Below are 16,599 nucleotides of genomic sequence, written 5' to 3'. Positions count from 1 at the left end.
CGCATCAAAAAAGCTAACCGCCCTTGATTATACCGCAATTATCTCAAAATTTGGTTTTAACAAAGAAAGCTGTCTCAAAATTCGGCATGGGGGCTTTTTAAGGCCCCCATGCTCGATTTTGAGGCTCTCATGGTATATTTCATCAGCAAAGGGTGGTAATTAAACTCTTGAAATCTGGGATTGTCTCATACACTCCAGATGTGCATAATCACCACAGACTTGACATAAGCCGAGGCCACTCCATGAACAAAACTCCCCTCTACTCCTATCATATCCAAAAAGCTAAAATGGCGCCCTTTGCAGGCTTCGAGATGCCTCTTTTTTACACCGGCGCTCTCGCTGAAGTGAAAGCGGTGAGGGAGGGGGCCGGCCTGTTTGATGTCAGCCACATGGGAGTCATAGAAATCGCAGGAGAAGAAGCCGAATCCTTTCTTGACTGGGTATCGACCAATCAAATCAAAGGGAAGAAAACGGGATCGGCAACGTATACTGTCCTCTGCTCCAAAGAGGGCGGCTGCATAGACGATGTCATGGTGATGAAAGTCTCCGACTCAAACTTCTTGGTAGTGGCAAATGCCTCGAATCGGGACGTCGTGTTGAGCCATTTCAAACAAGAGGCCGCCCGATTCAAAAGCGTTTCCGTCCATTCCCTCTTCGATACACATGGCCTCTTAGCCCTTCAGGGAAAAACAGCGGCGGATGTTCTAAAAGAAATCATCCCGGGAGCGCTCAATTTAAAAAAGCACACTCTTGCCAATGAGAAGCATCATGAATTCGGACCTCTTGCCCTATCAAGAACCGGCTACACAGGCGAGGATGGGTTCGAAATCCTCATATCGTTCAAAACCATGCGATCGCTATGGGACACCATACTTTCGCAAAGGCAAGTAATTCCCTGCGGCCTTGCGGCACGTGACATCCTAAGGCTGGAGATGGGGTATGCGCTATTTGGCCACGAACTCTCTCCGACTATTTCTCCGCTGGAAAGCGTCAGTTTCTGGACCGTGAAAATGCAAAAAGAGCGTTTCTTGGGCAAAGATGCTCTAATGAATTGGCCCACAAGCAGGTGTGAACAAGGAATTGTCCTTTCATCCAAAGGGGTCATGCGCGAGGGATACGCTGTATTCAAGGAAGATACAAACGTGGGCGTCATCACCTCCGGAGGATTCTCTCCCACTCTGGGAAAATCGGTCGGCATCGCTCTCTTAAATTCCAAACTCGCCATCGGCGACCGCGTCACCATCGAAATCCGCGGTAAAAAAGAACCGGGCGAAATAGTATCGCTGCCCTTTATTCATCATCAAGCATCTTAATCCGGAGATAGTGAACCATGGTAAGAAAATATTCCGACACCCACGAATGGATCGACATTCAAGAGACAAAAGCCACCGTCGGCATCAGCCGTTTTGCAGCGAAGGAACTGGGCGACATCGTCTTTGTCGATCTGCCTGAAGTGGGTCGCACAATCCAAGTCAAAGAGGTAGCTGCCGTACTGGAGTCAACTAAAGCTGCCGCGGATGTCTATGCCCCTCTTACTGGCACGGTCACAGAGGTAAACGCGAAACTAAAAGAAGCGCCGGAGCTGCTGAGCGAAGATCCCGAGCAGGCAGGATGGCTCTACAAAATCGACTTTCAGCAAAAAGAAGAGCTGAATGCGTTGATGGACGAGGCAGCCTACCAAAAAATGCTCGGAAACTAGTGAAGGAATTGCTCTGATGGATTTTGTCGCAAACAGCCCTGTCCAAAGAAAAGAGATGATGGAAACGATAGGGATTCAAGATATCCTTGAGCTGTATCGGGATATCCCCTCTTCCCTTCGACTTAAGGACGAGTTTTCAGAAGGCCTTTCCGAATTCGAAGGACTGGCCTTGATGGAGAAGATCGCGAGCGAAAACAAAGTTTTGGACCTGGTGAGCTATCTTGGCGGCGGAGCCTATGAGCACCACATCCCGGCCTGTGTCAAAGCGCTGATTCGAAGGGGGGAGTTTTTAACCTCCTATACTCCCTACCAGGCTGAAGCCTCTCAGGGAATGCTTCAAGCCATATTTGAATTTCAATCGATGGTCGCAGCACTCACGGGCTTAAACATCTCCAACGCCTCCGTCTACGATGGCGGATCGGCTCTTGCAGAGGCGGCCCTGATGGCACTGCGCCAGCAGAAAGAAAGAAACACTCTTGTCGTCTTCGAGTCCGTCCATCCGGCCTATAGGGAAATTATTCGTCAATACACCGAATCGATAGGTTATAAGATCGAGACAGTTCCCTATAACCCCAAAAGCTGGAAAACCGATTTTTCCCACCTCGAAAAAGCCTTAAACAAAGATACCGCAGCCCTTATCATTCAAAGCCCTAACATCTTTGGACGTTTTGAAGACACCAAACAGGCTTTTTCAAAGGCAAAATCCACCGGGGCTTTGGCTATTCTCTCATCCAACCCAATCACCTTCGGTGCCTTTCAATCGGCGAAAGAGCAGGGAGCGGATATCGCGGCAGGAGAGCTGCAGCCTCTTGGCATCCCCCTGCAGTTTGGCGGTCCCTATGCCGGATACCTCGCCTGTAGAGAGGAGTTGATGCGCCAGATGCCGGGACGCATCGTCGGAGAGACGGTAGACACCGAGGGTAAAACAGGCTATGTCCTGACGCTGCAGGCAAGAGAGCAACATATCCGAAGAGAGAAGGCGACCTCCAATATCTGCACTAATCAGACACTCATGGCTCTCTCCAGCTTGATGACAGCACTTTGGTTTGGTCCAAAGGGAATGAAAGAGCTGGCTTTGATGAATTATCAAAAGGCTGCCTATTTAAAGCTTAGACTTGCCAAGGAGCTGCCCGGAAGCGTGATCGAAGACAATGATTTCTTCAACGAGTTCCCCGTCAAGTTCTCTAAGCCGATTCAAGAGGTGCTTCAAGGATTCAGGAGAGCCGGCATTGAGCCGGGCATCCCTCTTGGCAAACTGATGCCGAAAGAAGAAAATACACTTCTTGTCGCGGTGACAGAAATCAAAAGTAAAGAGATGCTAGACAGATATGTCGAAACGGCATCCGCTATCGAAGGGAGGAGGGATTGACGATGAATAGCGCTGTCACGATTTTTGAGAAGTCACAAGAGGGACAAAAAGCTTACTCTCTGCCCTATCCGGAAGCTGCGTTCTCCGCGCTCTTGCCACCGGTAGAGTTGGAGAGAGAAGAGGAGCTGCCTCTGCCGCAAATCGCAGAGATCGATATCATCCGCCACTACAGCACTCTTTCCAGAAACAATTTAGGGATAGACACAACCTTCTATCCGCTGGGCAGCTGCACCATGAAGCTCAACCCGAAAGCAAATGACGAAGCTGCCTCCAATCCGGGATTTGTCAAAGCCCATCCTCTTTCTGACGACATCCAGGTGCAAGGCTGCCTTCGCATTATCTACGAGCTGATCGAAGATCTGTCGGCTATTACCGGGATGCACGGCGGCAGCCTCGCGCCCGCGGCTGGAGCCCAAGGCGAATTTGCCGGCCTCAAAATCATCGAAGCCTATCACCGGAGCCGCGGGGAGCGACGCCCGGAGGTTTTAATTCCGGACAGTGCCCACGGAACAAACCCGGCATCTGCCGCCCTCGTCGGACTAAAAACTATTCCTATCCGCAGCGGCGTCGATGGCGATCTGGATATGGAGATGCTTAAAGAGAAGCTAAGCAGCAACACTGCCGCCCTGATGCTCACCAACCCTTCCACCTTAGGGCTTTTCAGCAAGAATATTCTCCAGATCTCATCCCTTGTACATGATAAAGGAGGCCTCCTTTACTACGATGGAGCGAATTTAAATGCCATTCTGAATGTCGCAAGGCCCGGGGATATGGGATTCGATGTCATGCATTTGAACCTGCACAAGACATTTTCTACTCCGCACGGCGGCGGAGGTCCCGGATCCGGCCCTGTCCTCGTCAAAGACTTTCTGAAGGAATTTCTTCCGCTGCCGCGCGTCATTAAAGAGAAAGACGGCTTTAGAAGAGACTTTACCGAAGGCCAAAGCATCGGGCGGGTCGCTAGCTTCCAAGGAAACTTTGGCGTCTATCTCCGTGCATACCTGTACATAAAACTCCTTGGGATGAAGGGTCTAAGACATGTTGCCGAAAACGCCGTACTGAACGCCAACTACTTGAAAACCCTTCTGGCAAAAGAGGTCAACGTACCCTTCCAGGGTCCCTGTATGCATGAATTCGTCATACAGTGCGACAGTTTTCTGGAAGAGGGAGTGCGCGCTCTCGATATCGCGAAACGCCTTCTCGATTACGGCTTTTACTCGCCGACAGTCTACTTTCCCCTGATTATAAAAGAGTGCATGCTGGTAGAACCTACGGAAACGGAGTCAAAAAGAACCCTTGACGCATTCGCTGCCGCGTTTACGCGCATCATCGAAGAAATCAGGGAAGACCCGGATCTCGTTAAAAGCGCGCCTCACAAGATGAGCGTAAAACGGCTCGATGAAGTGCAGGCAGCAAGACAGCCTGTATTGACAGCGCTATAGCTTCTTGTGGCGCAGCCTAAGCGCGTTGGCAATGACCGATACGGAACTAAAGCTCATCGCCAACGCAGCGATGACAGGGCTTAGCACCATCCCGGTCAAAGGGTATAAGATTCCCGCAGCGATCGGCACGCCCAGCAAATTATAGATAAACGCAAAAAAGAGATTTTCCCTGATATTGCGCATCATCGCCCGGCTTAAGCGGATAGCTTTCGCAATCCCTTTTAGGTCACCTTTCACAAGCGTGACAGTTGCGCTCTCCATCGCCACATCGGTGCCGGTGCCCATGGCGATCCCGACATCCGCGGCCGAAATGGCGGGCGAGTCGTTTACCCCATCTCCCGCCATCGCGACGATCATTCCCTGTCTTTTTAACTCTTCGACAAAATGATATTTCTTCTCCGGGTTGACGTTTGCGTGCACCCCATCGATTCCCAATTTTTTTCCTACAGCTAAGGCAGTCTTTTCATTATCACCTGAAAGCATCACAACCTTGATGCCGAACCCATGAATTGCCTCGATAGCCTCCGGTGTCGATTTCTTAATCGGATCGCTGACCATGATGGCTCCTTGAGCCCTTCCATCCACTCCAACAAAGATCACGCTTTCGCCTTCTTTGAGACTTTGGCCGACCCTCTCAGCCAAGGACTCCATCCCCGCGCATCCCTGCTCTTTTAAAAAGCTCTCTTTTCCGGCCACAATCCATTTCCCTTCCACCCATCCTGTGATTCCTCCTCCGGCAAACGAAGTAAAGCGCTCAGCTTTGGCAAGTGGAATTTTTCTCTCTTCAGCTCCTTGGAGTATCGCATGAGCCAAAGGATGCTCGCTTTCCCGCTCAAGGGAAGCGGCCATCTTCAGCAAATAGATTTCATCTCCTCCCTGCACGGTAATGAGGCCTGTCAACTTAGGCTTTCCCTCTGTCAATGTCCCCGTCTTATCGACAACAACGGTGTTTACTTTTTCAAGCATTTCCAAAGCTTTAGCATCCCTTATCAGCACACCCTCGCTCGCGCCGCGCCCCATCCCCACCATGATCGACATTGGTGTGGCGAGGCCCAAAGCACACGGACAGGCGATAATCAAGACTGAAACCGCATTGACAACAGCAAAGCTTAAACGCGGCTCGGGACCTAAAAAATACCAGCCAAAAAAAGTCGCGATAGCGACGACAACAACTAAAGGAACAAAGTACTCAGAGACTTTATCTGCAAGGCTTTGAATCGGCGCACGGCTTCTTTGCGCCTCCGCCACCATCCTAACGATGCGGGCGAGGAGCGTGTCACTTCCTACTTTGGATGCACGCATCAAAAAACTGCCTTTGAAATTGATCGTCCCCCCTACAACGGCGCTACCTTCCTGTTTTTCCACTGGAACCGGCTCTCCTGTCCACATGGATTCGTCAACAAACGTTGCCCCCTCCAAGATAACTCCATCCACCGGGATTTTATCGCCAGGCTTTACCCTTAAAACATCACCAATATGAATCTCATCGACAGGCACATCCCTCTCTTCGCCGTTTTCGATGCGTCTTGCAAATTTGGCAGCACGCCCCATCAGTGCGCTTAGAGCATCGCTTGCGCGGCTTCTGGCGCGGAGTTCGAGCACCTGCCCTAAAAGCACCAAGACAGTAATGATGGCGGCCGTCTCAAAATAGAGCGGCGGCTCTCCCTCATGGAGTAGGGAATCGGGTAAAAAATCGGGAAAGACAAGCGCCAAGGCGCTGAAGATGTAAGCAGCAAGCACGCCCAGAAAAATTAAGCTGAACATATTCAGTTTGAGACGAAGAAATGAACTCCAACCTTTGCTGAGAAGAGGCCATCCCGACCAAAAAATGACGGGGGTGCAAAGAAGCCACTGAATCCATCCCGTACCTAGAGCTTCGATCTCTTGCAGGGGAATGAGCATACCGCCCATAGCTAGTATCGCAAGAGGAATTGTCAATATAGTGCCCACGACAAGCCGCTTTCTCATCTCCAGATATTCCGTATCCTCGGTAAGGGAGCCTCCCTCCTTAGGCTCTAGACGCATTCCGCAAATCGGGCAGTCTCCCGGATGATCCTGAACAATTTCCGGGTGCATCGGACAGGTCCAAAGAGCCGATTTTCCACCCATGTCCTGAGAAGGTGTGCCGCTGAGATATTTTTCAGGATTCTGCTCAAACGCTTGGAGGCAGCGGGCGCTGCAAAAAAAGTAGCCCTTTTCCCGATAATCACTTTTGAACTCCGTTTTATTCGCATTAACCTGCATCCCGCAGACTGGATCTTTCTCGTTTTCCATACCGCACTTTACCTCTTGAACCTAATGGACAGGCCCTTCACTCCACTATGGGTGGTGACCTATTTCAAGAATACAAAAAATATCTTACACAACAACTAACATTATTTAGTTCCACTTAACTAACATTTAACATTTCATTAACAATTAAGTTATAAGATTAACAACGCTGTATTACTAATTTATTACTAAGGAGAACCAAATGTCTGTTAATTTAAACCCAACTACTTCGCTGGCTGTATCAGCTGATCAAAAAGCTATCCAGGCAAAACCTGTAGAAAGCGGATGGAGTGGAAGGAAAATCGCCCTTGCCGTTCTCGGCACAATTGCCGCTGTCGCCTCTGTGGTCGGTACGGTATTTCTAGTCATGATGCTCACCAAGAAAAATGAAAGCGAATCGAAGGAAGGAGAACAAGCCCCCCTTCAGCTTGTCACTGCAAAAGAGAGTGAAGAAAGCGTGATTGCTACTTCCGAAACTAGGAAGAGCGAGGCAAAAGAGGAAAAACCGCTCTCTCTTTTCCACCCGCAAAAGACGCGACCCAAAGTCAACCATCGCCCACCCACACGTACACTCCACAAAAATCAAGACCAGGAGCTGCCCTCCACTAAAAAGGATGAGCTCACGCTTTCGCAATTCATGGAGCTTCCAAAACAGTCTTCGGCCGACACCTCCAAAGACCTGGAGATCGCACTGAAGTTGCAGCAGGAGATCGATGAAGCGTTTAGACCACCGATGGAAGATGTATCTCAAGATGAAGCGATCGCCAAAGCCCTGGCGATGGCGGAACCTTTGAGCAAACCGACCGCGTCTCGCCTTGCTCGCGTGAAGAAGCATCACATCACAGGCAGCACAACGTTCACTCTTCCGCACGGTGTCACAAAAGCCAACTACGTCCCCTGGGCTTTTGCGGAAGCTAAGAAAAACTGGGTACAGGCCCATTAAAAAAAACGTCCCTTGCAGTAGCTACTGCAAGGGACTTTTATGTACTTAACCAAAGCTATGCTGCTTCATCGAATCTGGACGATAAAAGGTACTGCAAAAATTAGTGCCTTCGAGGACGCGTTTGCTTTTCAAGCGGTATAGGGTTCAAGTATTGTCCGGAATCCAATTCACTGGACGGACGCTTTATGCCTCGATCCTCTTTACCTACTGAAGAGGTTGTGGTCTCCGTGTGCCAAACGGGCAGTGTCGCAGGGCTCGACATTTCTTCCCTGGATTCCTCAGACCTGAAATGAAGCTGTTGACCCTCTTGTGACTGAGCATGATAGGCTCTCATCGCTGAATTCTCTTGCTCTAGTCGTTCTAACTTCTGATGACTCTCCTCCAACTGTTTCTGCAGCAAATAGATCTGTTGAGCTTGCAGAATGCCTTGATAAGCAGGAATAACAGGCACGGTTGGCCCGAAGCAATAAGCGGCTTGGTTCGGGAACGCCCATGGAATTGGATTGACAGAAGCGCCCGAAAGCTGCGGGTAAAATAAACCCTGCGATGGCGGTGCAATGCCTGCAAAGGGAGCCGCTGGCGCTGCAACGGTATTGTTCATAACGCCTTCAAATGAATTCGGGAAAGCTTGATCTTTTTGATCTGAGGGGGTTGAAATTCCGCTTCCGTCGTTCTTCAGCGCCGTCTTTTTCAGCACCTGAGAAGAATCCGACGGCTCACTCTCTTCCTCACCGCCCTCTTCAAAATCGCTTGGCTTAAACCGTGGAGATGGCAGCTGTGATACAGGCTCATGACTTTTAGCCTTACTCTCTACGACCTGCTTCAAGGTACTATTCGAAAATTTCGTCATATAGGCCACAAGAGTGACCCTTAAGGCTGTCGAATCGAGTTCTTTTCTTCTGATTTCCGTAACGGCGTGTTTGTGTAACTTAGCTCTGAAACAAACCACACACTTGTGTCTTAATTTGAGAAGAATGCCATACTCGGGAAGATAGAGGTCTCCTCCTTCGACATTTTTTTTCAAACAAAGCATGACCTCGAAGCTTTCATCATGGTGTCCCGAGTCTGTGTGAATAGCAGCCCTTGCATCTTTTAGAACCTTTCCATTGCTTGCAATTTCATGAGTATTGACCACGATGGTTGAAAAGACGGAATCCGCCAGGTAAAAGTTATCTCCCCCATTCTTTTTCATGATTTGCGTATAAGACCTGTACTGATCGCTCCATTTCTTCTCAAAACAATCGCTGATCAACTTAAAGTAGGGCCTCACTTTTTCGTATCTTGGTTTTTTTTCACCTTTGTCCGCCTCCACTTGAGCGGGCGTTTTGAAGTTTCTTGCGCACCCAAAGGATGTGCTGTAATGGGCATTTCCTCTTTTGGCCTTTTTATCGCCATTGAGATGAGCCAGCCAAGGGAATTCTTCCGAATATTCAACCCTTTGATTGGACTTCCCTCTCACTTTGGCCATTGTGCTGGATTTTCTTCTTTCATTGAGATCTTGATAAAACTTATCCATCGCCTCCCGATCGACAACACCGGCTGCAGCCCCCCGTTCACGAGTGGATTGTGGCACTTTAGCAAGTGTATCAATGGCATCGTCGGCTACGTTGATTGCATCATATGCGATCGAACAAATAAAATTTCCATCCTGGTCAAGAAAGACAGTGTCCTCTCCATCGGCAATATTTTCCTTGGGAGTGAATTTAGCTATCGTTTCGTCATCGACATGCTCGGCTAGTTTCCAGTCGTGATTGTTCTTCGAAACCCTTTTTTCTACCATTGAGTTCTTGACTAAGGCAGCATCCGATACGACTTGGATGTTTTGATTTTGGTCAACGCAGAGCGAATTGGCAGCAGCTGCTGGTGCAACAAGCGGGGATGCGCCCTTGTGCCCCAAAACTTGCAGACCAAATTGCCTCTCAGAGGTTATTTTGGGGGGCTTTGGCAGAAAATTAGATACCTTTCGCTGCAACTCATCGACTATCGAGGTTTCTGGAGGTATTGAAGTTTTCATGCTAGAGGTAATATCAGTAGAAATATTGCTAGTTCCATCTATATTCATAAGATCTTTCCTTGATTTAAGCTACACAGACGACAATCCGTATATACTATTTGGCATTGCATAATAATTTTAGGCTTTGGGCAAGGTTTAAACAGGAATCGCTGGGATTTGCGGCAGCATCAGAAATTGCGAGTGGCACGGGTTGCTTGCCACTACACTCTGAGGCACAAAGCCAGCCGTCCGCTCTGCAATGACAGCCGAAGGCAAAGCGGATGAGAGAAAAACTCCTTAATGAACCCGTTCATCGAATCTAGGCAATGAACGGTACCGCAAAATCACTGCTTCTGATGACGCGCTTGCTTTTCAAGCGGCATACAGCCCAAGAGTTCGTCGATTTCCAATTCGTCGGGCGGGCGCTTTAACCCGCGGGCCTCTATACCTGCTGGAGAGGTGCATGTCTCAGTGTGCCAAACTGATGATACCGCAACTTCATCCCTAGATTCATTAGATCTGAAAAGAGGCTGTTGACTTGCTTGTGAGTAAGCAGTAAAGGCTCTCATCGCTAAAATCTCTCTCTGCAATTGTTCCCGCTCCCGTTGGCTCTCGAACAGCTGCTCTCGCAATGCCTGGACATGCTGAGCGTGCGAGATGCCGCCATACGTAGGAATAAATGACATGTTCATCCCTGAGAAATTAGCGGATTGATGTGGAACATACCCTGGCATGGGATTGACAGGAGCGCCTGAGAGCGGTGGGTAAAAGAAACCCTGCGTTAGCGGTGCAAGGCTCACAAGAGGAGCTGCTTTTGCTGCGGTGGGATCGACATAGGCACCTTTAAAGAAGTTCGGGAAAGCCGGTTCCTTGTACTCTGCAGGAATTGAAATGCCGCTTTCCCGTTCCGTCGCCAATCCCGTTTTCAAGGCCTGGAAAGGGGCCGGCGGCTCACTCTCTTCCTCTCCTCCCTCTTCAAAATCACTTGGCTTAAACCGTGGAGATGTGGATTGTGATGCAAGCTGAGGATGCTCAGATTTACTCTCTTTGGCCTTTTTCAAAGTATCACTGCCAAAACGCATCATGTGAGCTACAAGGGTGACCCTTAAAGCCTCCGAATTGAGGTCTTTTCTTCTGATCTCCGTTACAGCGTGCTTGTGTAACTTACCTCTAAAGCACACCACACACCTGTGTCTTAGCTTAAGAAGAATGCCATACTCGGGGAAATAGAGGTCTCCTCCATCGACATTTATGTTTAAGCAAAGCATGACTTCGTAGCTCTCATCATGATGTCCCGAGTCGATGTGAATAGCAGCCCGTGCATCTTTTCGAAGTTCTCCATTTCTTGCGATTTCATGAGTGTTGACGGCGATGGATGAAAAGACAGAATCTGCCAGGTACAAGGCGTCTCCGCCTTTGTCTTTCATCTTTCGCGTGTAAGACCTGTATTGATCATTCCACTTTTTCTCAAAACAGTCGCTGATCAACTTGAAATAGGGCTTCACAATATGGTATTTCGGCATTTTTTCACCTTCGGCAGCCTCGACCTCAGCAGGTGTCCTGTAATTCCTTGCGATACCGAATGTTGTACTATAATGAGGGTTTCCTCTTTTCTTGCTTTTGTCACCATTGAGATAAGCCAGCCAAGATTTGTCCTCCGAGTACACTAGCTGTTGATTGGACTTTTCTCTCTCTTCGGCCTTCTTGCTATTTCGTTTTTTCTCATTCAGATCTTTGTAAAAACTATCCATCGTCTCCCGATCTATAGGACCTCCCGCAGGGCCTCGTTCACGGCTGCATCTTGGCAGTGAAGCCAAGATATCAATCGCATCGTCAGTTACGTCTAGTGCTTCATAAGCGATCGAGCAAATAAAATTGCCACTGTCGTCAACAAACACCGTATCCTCGCCGTCGGCAATATTCTCTTTTGGAGTGACTTGAGCTATTGTTTCGTCATCTACATGCTGGCCAATTACCCAGTTGTGATTGTTTTTCGAAACCGTTTTTTCTACCATTGAGCTCTTGACCAAAGCTGTGTCCGACACCACTTGGATGTTTTGAATTTGGCCAACGCTTGGTGTTTTTGGCGCTGCGGCAGGAGCAACACGCGAGAATGTTTCCTTGGCTCCAAAAACTTGCGGGCCAGATTGCCTCGCAGAAACTTTTGCAGTGGACTTCGGCTCGGATTTTACCCTGCTTGGCAACTCATCGACAAATTTTGTTTCTGTAGGCTTTGGAACTTCTCTCCTATTGAATGAGGCAGCGTCCGATGGAGCGGAATGGTAAAAATTTTGTTGAAGACTTGCCGATTTCGGTGTAGCACCGGAGGGTACTCCAAGGGATCTGATAGATCTTGAGCGAATTTGCCTGGTAGAGCATTTGAGCGGGGATTTTGGCTGAAATTTTGACACCTTGCTTGGCAACTCATCGACAAACTTAGTTTCTGTAGGTTTTGGAGCTGACATCCTAAAGGCATTGCTGACAGAATTGTTTTTAGTTCCATCGATATTCATATGATCATTCCTTGATTTACGTCACTGAGACGAGTATCTGGTATATATTTTACGTGCCGCTGCACACTGATTTGAGTTTGTGGGCAGTCTGTTAGAGACTGCCCACTAAAATTAGTACTTCTCTAGCCTTGGTCTCTTCGAAGAAGGCTCCATCAAGGAGGCTTCTCCTTGCTCCAAATCGGAGAGGACACGCTTAAACCTCTCGGGGGAGCTGCCGGTATCGGTTGTTGTCGAGAAGGTAGCTGGAGTTTGATGATTTCCTTGACCTGTCAAGGCAGCCTCTGCCCTCTGCAATTTCTCGGTTAAGACGGTTATTTTTAAATTTGCCGTCTCCAATTTACTTTCTACGACCTGTTTTTGCAGGGAAAGTACCTCATTTTCATCTTTAAGCTGCTTTATAAGCGCCTGACTTTCCGCAATCACCTTATAAAGACCACCCAAATCCGGGGCGGTGGCCGTGGATTGGGGTTGTACCTGAATGGGTGCGTTTGGAAGAGGCCTCATTAATTGCGCGAGGTACGGATTGTTTGCTGCCACACCCTGAGGCACAACGCCAGCTGCCTGCTGCTGCGGGGCAGCCGGGGCGGTGGTTGTGGATTGGGGTGGTACGTGAATTGGTGTGTTTGGAAGCGGGCTCATTAATTGCGAGGGGTGCGGATTGTTTGCTGCCACACCCTGAGGCACAAAACCAGCCGCCCGCTGCTGTATGGCAGCTGCAGCTGCCAGCTGCAGCTGCCACGAGCAAACGTTCCTTGGCATGTACCTTAGCCATTGCGAGGGCATTTTCTGAAAATCCTTTCATATAAGCCAACGCAGTGACTCTGCAGGCACTTTTGTAGACATTTTCTCTTTCGATTTTGGTAACCGTATGCTTTTGAAGCGTTGCATTAAAGCAAGTGACGGATCGGTCCTTCAATTTAAGCAATATCCCGTACTCAGGCAGATAGAGATCTCCCCCATCAATATTTTCCTTTAATGTGAGCATCACTTCATACGCATCGGGGTGATGTGATTCGTCGAGATGAATCGCAGCTCGGGAATTTTTGATCTCTTCTCCCTTCTCATTAATTTCATGACAATTAACCACCAAAGAAGAAAAGCAGGTGCTCGGCTGAAAAAAATAGTGTCCCTCGCATTCTTTCATGCGCTGAAGATGACTCAATGTTTGAGCGGAAAATTGATTCATGAAACATTGGGTCAGTAGCCGAAAATAAGGCTGCAGGGTTTGAAGACCGCTTGCTTTAGTGGGTGCTACTTTGTCAACAATATAGCTCTTAGCCGATCCAGTGACACCATAAGCCGTCGAGTAGTGGCGGTTAGCAAACGTAGAGTATTGCCCCTTACCCTCATTTTTTCTATACCTGAGAGCCCACCCGTCGCCAACAACGTCTATATCGTGATAGCCATCCGATTTAAGCTTTTCCTTCGCTGCCTCTATATCGACTATCAATCCTCCTGCCGCTCCTCGTTGAGCCGAAGAGTTTGCCAGAGGCGCCAACTTCTTCATCGCCCCCATTTCCACATTAACACCGTAGGCGATTCCACAGATGAAATTGCCATTTTCATCGTAGAATTCAGTATTCTCGCCGTCAGCGATGTAATCCTTCGGAGTGCTTTTCACAATAACATCATCAACGAACGTCCCCCGCGCCCACTCCTTACTGTTTTTTGTAACGATCACTTTTTTGACATTTCTCTGCGCATCAAAGGTCACTTTCGGTTCCGTCACCCAGATTTGATCCCGCTCTTCCTGTGAAAGCTGGTTCATTTCCGTCTCCTGAGGTAGGGTCGAAGCGATCTGTGTAAATGAACGGCTCTGAAGAGCGTCTGGAGGGGGCGCCTCACTGCTTTGAGGATCTAAATTCAACAGGGTTTGCGCAATCGCCACATGACCCGGAGCTGGTCCCGGCTGATTTGGAACTACCACTCCATAGGGGATGAAGTCCGGAGGAAAAGAGGGAGTTGACACCTGTGTTGAATGGGTGTTTATTGACATATACATTCCTTTGTACGAAAAAATAAATTAAAACAAATTAAAGCGATGTTAAACAAAAAAGGTTTACAATAAAAACGGTTTTATATAGTTACTAAATACAAAAATACACCTCAAAATTGGACATAAGAGCTGGGAGATGGCCAAATTGAGTGATGCTTTCACTAGATTATAGATATAAGACCGACTGCTCTGGCAGCCTCCGCCGAGCGGATGAGAAAAAAAAAATTCCCTATGGAGGCTGGCAGCCAGACCCATTCAAAAGGCGGGACTAAAAAGACCATCCCGCCTCTCCTCAAGCGCATCGGTGTGTTAGAATTTCTCCGTCCTTAACCTCTTTGCCGGCGACTGTAAAACGACAACGTCTGCATCCTCGCAATCTGAGCGCGAATGCTTGAGACGCCGAGATTCCTGATCGCTTAATGAAGTCGTTGTGGTAGTAGTGTTCGCTCCAGGAGACATCATACTCAAAAAAGCTCCTCCTACTGCCGGAGAGGCACCCTGACTTGAAAGAGAGAGCTGCCGCCTCAATTCTGCATTGATTAACTGCTCGTTTTGCAACCGACTCTCAAGAAGCTCCTTTTGCAGCGATAGAATCTGCAAAGCATGCTGACTCTCGGTTAGTGCTTGCCGAAGGTTTGCCATCTCCTGAGAGAATGCGTAGGGATCCATCGGTTCTGGCAGGACGGTAGCTGCTGGCAACGGGGTCTCATGTCCTTGAATCGAGTGCGCATGAGTGGCCATCCCGATCTGGGGCATGACGTTTGTCTCGGTTGGCGGCAAAGCTGCCTCTGCTGAAGTGGCACGCTCTTTAGCGCTAGTAAGCATTGCATCGGAAAGTTTAAGCATAAACCCCAGGGCCGTCACTCGATTGGCTTGTTTAGACAAATCTTTCCGTCCGATGGCTGTAACGTCGTGCTGTATCGCGGTCCCTTTGAAGCAAGTCACAGAGCGATCTTGCAGTTTTAGCAAAATCCCATACTCCGGTAGAAATTCATCCCCGCCCTCGATATTTTTCTTCAGTGTGAGCATCACTTCAAAACCATCTTTGTGATGCCCCTTGTCGGTGTGAAGCGCGGCGCGCGATTGCTTCTTGACTGCACCCTCTTTATCAATTTCATGACGATTAACCGCCATCGTTGAAAAAACGGAATTTTCCTGATAATAGACATGTCCCTGACACTTGCGCATCTTTTTGTCATGATCCAGATACTGAGCTGGAAAACTCTTCTTAAAACAATCAGTTAGAAGCTCCAAATAAGGTTTTACTACAGTAAGCCCCGCTCTTTTACTTGGAGCAATATCCCCATCACCCCTTCTACCAGAAACACCATAGACAGTGGAGTGATGTGAATTTGCCTTCGTTGTTTTACGCTTTTTACCAGAGGCTATATAACTGATCGCCCATCCCCCGCTAATTGATATATTGGTCGCCCCATCGGATTCGAGATTCTGCTTTATCTTGTCAATATCAGGTAGCAATCCACCTCCAGCACCTCGTTTCGTGGTTGCCTGTGCCAATGAGCCCAGCTCGCCGATCGCTCCCTCCTTAACATCGATGTTGTAGATAATCCCACAGATAAAATTACCTTCTTCATCATAAAATTCAGTGTCCGTCCCATCGGCAATGAAAGCTTTGGGAGTGTTTTTGACGATAGTGTCATCGATATGGTGGCCTTCCGCCCACACCTTTTCATTTTTACGGACCACCACCCGGTTCACTTTTCTTATCTCATCATAGGTTATCGTCGGTTCCATCACCCAGATCTGGTCTCGCTCTTCCTTGGAAAGCGCATTAGCGGTTGGTTCAGGAGACAGATGCTGAATAGAGCGATTTTCAAGCCTTAATTGAGAGGCCGGCGCTGAATTAGCGGGATCAAGGCAGAGCAGCAGTGCTGCCTGAGAGGCGGCATGAGCATCGACAGAGGGATATCTCGTATTTATGCTGCCGACGCTGCGTGTAGGGGGGGGGACACATGGCTGCCGAGTACCCGATAGGGCAGTTGAAAAACCGTTTATTGTCATATACAATCCTTTGTATAACGATGGTGAAAAAAACAAACGCGCATCTCAAGTTAGTCTAGTTAAATAAAAGAACATTTATATATTGAAGCGCGCATATAATATATATTATATATTAATATATTGTAAACAAAATCTATCGTTTCTAAAGGCTATGGCCTCCGGCCGGAGACAGCAGGACATGGGGATAGAAAGAAATAGGGAAGTTCTCCCCGCAGTAATCAATTGAAGCAATGGGTAATGCCCGGCGCCAAGACAGTCAAAGAACTCTTGAAATCTCTTAAACGACGCTGTTTAAGTCCCACAGGAGCTGAGCTGGTGCAGCAGAAAGTAAATATTTATTTTAAATTTAGG

At 48.4% G+C, this 16,599-nt stretch carries 11 protein-coding genes; 5 read left to right on the top strand and 6 right to left on the bottom strand.

Translation table 11 applies throughout. The features are described 5' to 3' along the window. Nucleotides 1–242: 242 nt before the first annotated feature. Genes gcvT through gcvPB form a run of 4 tightly spaced genes read left to right on the top strand, consistent with a single transcriptional unit; the run spans nt 243 to nt 4,510 of the window. On the top strand, nt 243–1,313 hold the full coding sequence (gcvT, locus tag ELAC_RS01240; RefSeq protein ID WP_098037465.1) for a glycine cleavage system aminomethyltransferase GcvT: 1,071 nt from the start codon (nt 243–245) through the stop codon (nt 1,311–1,313). Nucleotides 1,314–1,330: 17 nt separating this feature from the next. After that, a complete protein-coding gene (gcvH, locus tag ELAC_RS01235) occupies nt 1,331–1,699 on the top strand; it encodes a glycine cleavage system protein GcvH (RefSeq protein WP_098037464.1) in 369 nt (122 codons plus the stop codon). 16 nt (nt 1,700–1,715) lie between these two features. Beyond that, the gene (gcvPA, locus tag ELAC_RS01230; protein ID WP_098037463.1) at nt 1,716–3,068 is read left to right on the top strand and encodes an aminomethyl-transferring glycine dehydrogenase subunit GcvPA; all 1,353 of its coding nucleotides are present in this window, start codon (nt 1,716–1,718) and stop codon (nt 3,066–3,068) included. Continuing rightward, on the top strand, nt 3,065–4,510 hold the full coding sequence (gcvPB, locus tag ELAC_RS01225; protein ID WP_420810323.1) for an aminomethyl-transferring glycine dehydrogenase subunit GcvPB: 1,446 nt from the start codon (nt 3,065–3,067) through the stop codon (nt 4,508–4,510). The genes gcvPA and gcvPB overlap by 4 nt, the downstream gene beginning before the upstream one ends. On the opposite strand, the gene ELAC_RS01220 is transcribed toward gcvPB, so the two are convergent. Then, nucleotides 4,505–6,784, bottom strand: a complete 2,280-nt coding sequence (locus ELAC_RS01220; RefSeq protein ID WP_098037461.1) for a heavy metal translocating P-type ATPase — start codon at nt 6,782–6,784, stop codon at nt 4,505–4,507. The two genes, gcvPB and ELAC_RS01220, sit on opposite strands and share 6 nt — an antisense overlap. A 199-nt stretch (nt 6,785–6,983) precedes the next feature. Between ELAC_RS01220 and ELAC_RS01215 the strand changes: the two genes are divergently transcribed. Further along, nucleotides 6,984–7,724, top strand: coding sequence for a hypothetical protein (locus tag ELAC_RS01215; RefSeq protein ID WP_098037460.1), 741 nt, complete (start codon nt 6,984–6,986; stop codon nt 7,722–7,724). 100 nt (nt 7,725–7,824) lie between these two features. Here ELAC_RS01215 and ELAC_RS01210 read toward each other — a convergent pair whose 3' ends face one another. The 5 genes from ELAC_RS01210 to ELAC_RS01190 form a co-directional block, all read right to left on the bottom strand. Further along, on the bottom strand, nt 7,825–9,786 hold the full coding sequence (locus tag ELAC_RS01210; RefSeq protein ID WP_143406399.1) for a hypothetical protein: 1,962 nt from the start codon (nt 9,784–9,786) through the stop codon (nt 7,825–7,827). Between the two features lie 275 nt (nt 9,787–10,061). Next, nucleotides 10,062–12,230: a hypothetical protein gene (locus ELAC_RS01205; protein ID WP_098037458.1), complete on the bottom strand. Its 2,169-nt coding sequence runs from the start codon at nt 12,228–12,230 to the stop codon at nt 10,062–10,064. 111 nt (nt 12,231–12,341) lie between these two features. After that, nucleotides 12,342–12,653, bottom strand: coding sequence for a hypothetical protein (locus tag ELAC_RS01200; RefSeq protein WP_098037457.1), 312 nt, complete (start codon nt 12,651–12,653; stop codon nt 12,342–12,344). A gap of 1 nt (nt 12,654) precedes the next feature. Next, a complete protein-coding gene (locus ELAC_RS01195) occupies nt 12,655–14,226 on the bottom strand; it encodes a hypothetical protein (protein ID WP_098037456.1) in 1,572 nt (523 codons plus the stop codon). Between the two features lie 309 nt (nt 14,227–14,535). Continuing rightward, complete coding sequence (locus ELAC_RS01190; protein WP_098037455.1) at nt 14,536–16,248, bottom strand: hypothetical protein; 1,713 nt, start codon at nt 16,246–16,248, stop codon at nt 14,536–14,538. Between the last annotated feature and the right edge of the window lie 351 nt (nt 16,249–16,599).

This window comes from Estrella lausannensis (assembly GCF_900000175.1).
Classification (GTDB): domain Bacteria; phylum Chlamydiota; class Chlamydiia; order Chlamydiales; family Criblamydiaceae; genus Estrella; species Estrella lausannensis.
The sequence above is the reverse complement of the archived record's forward strand: the minus strand, read 5'-3'. Positions and strand labels throughout refer to the sequence as shown.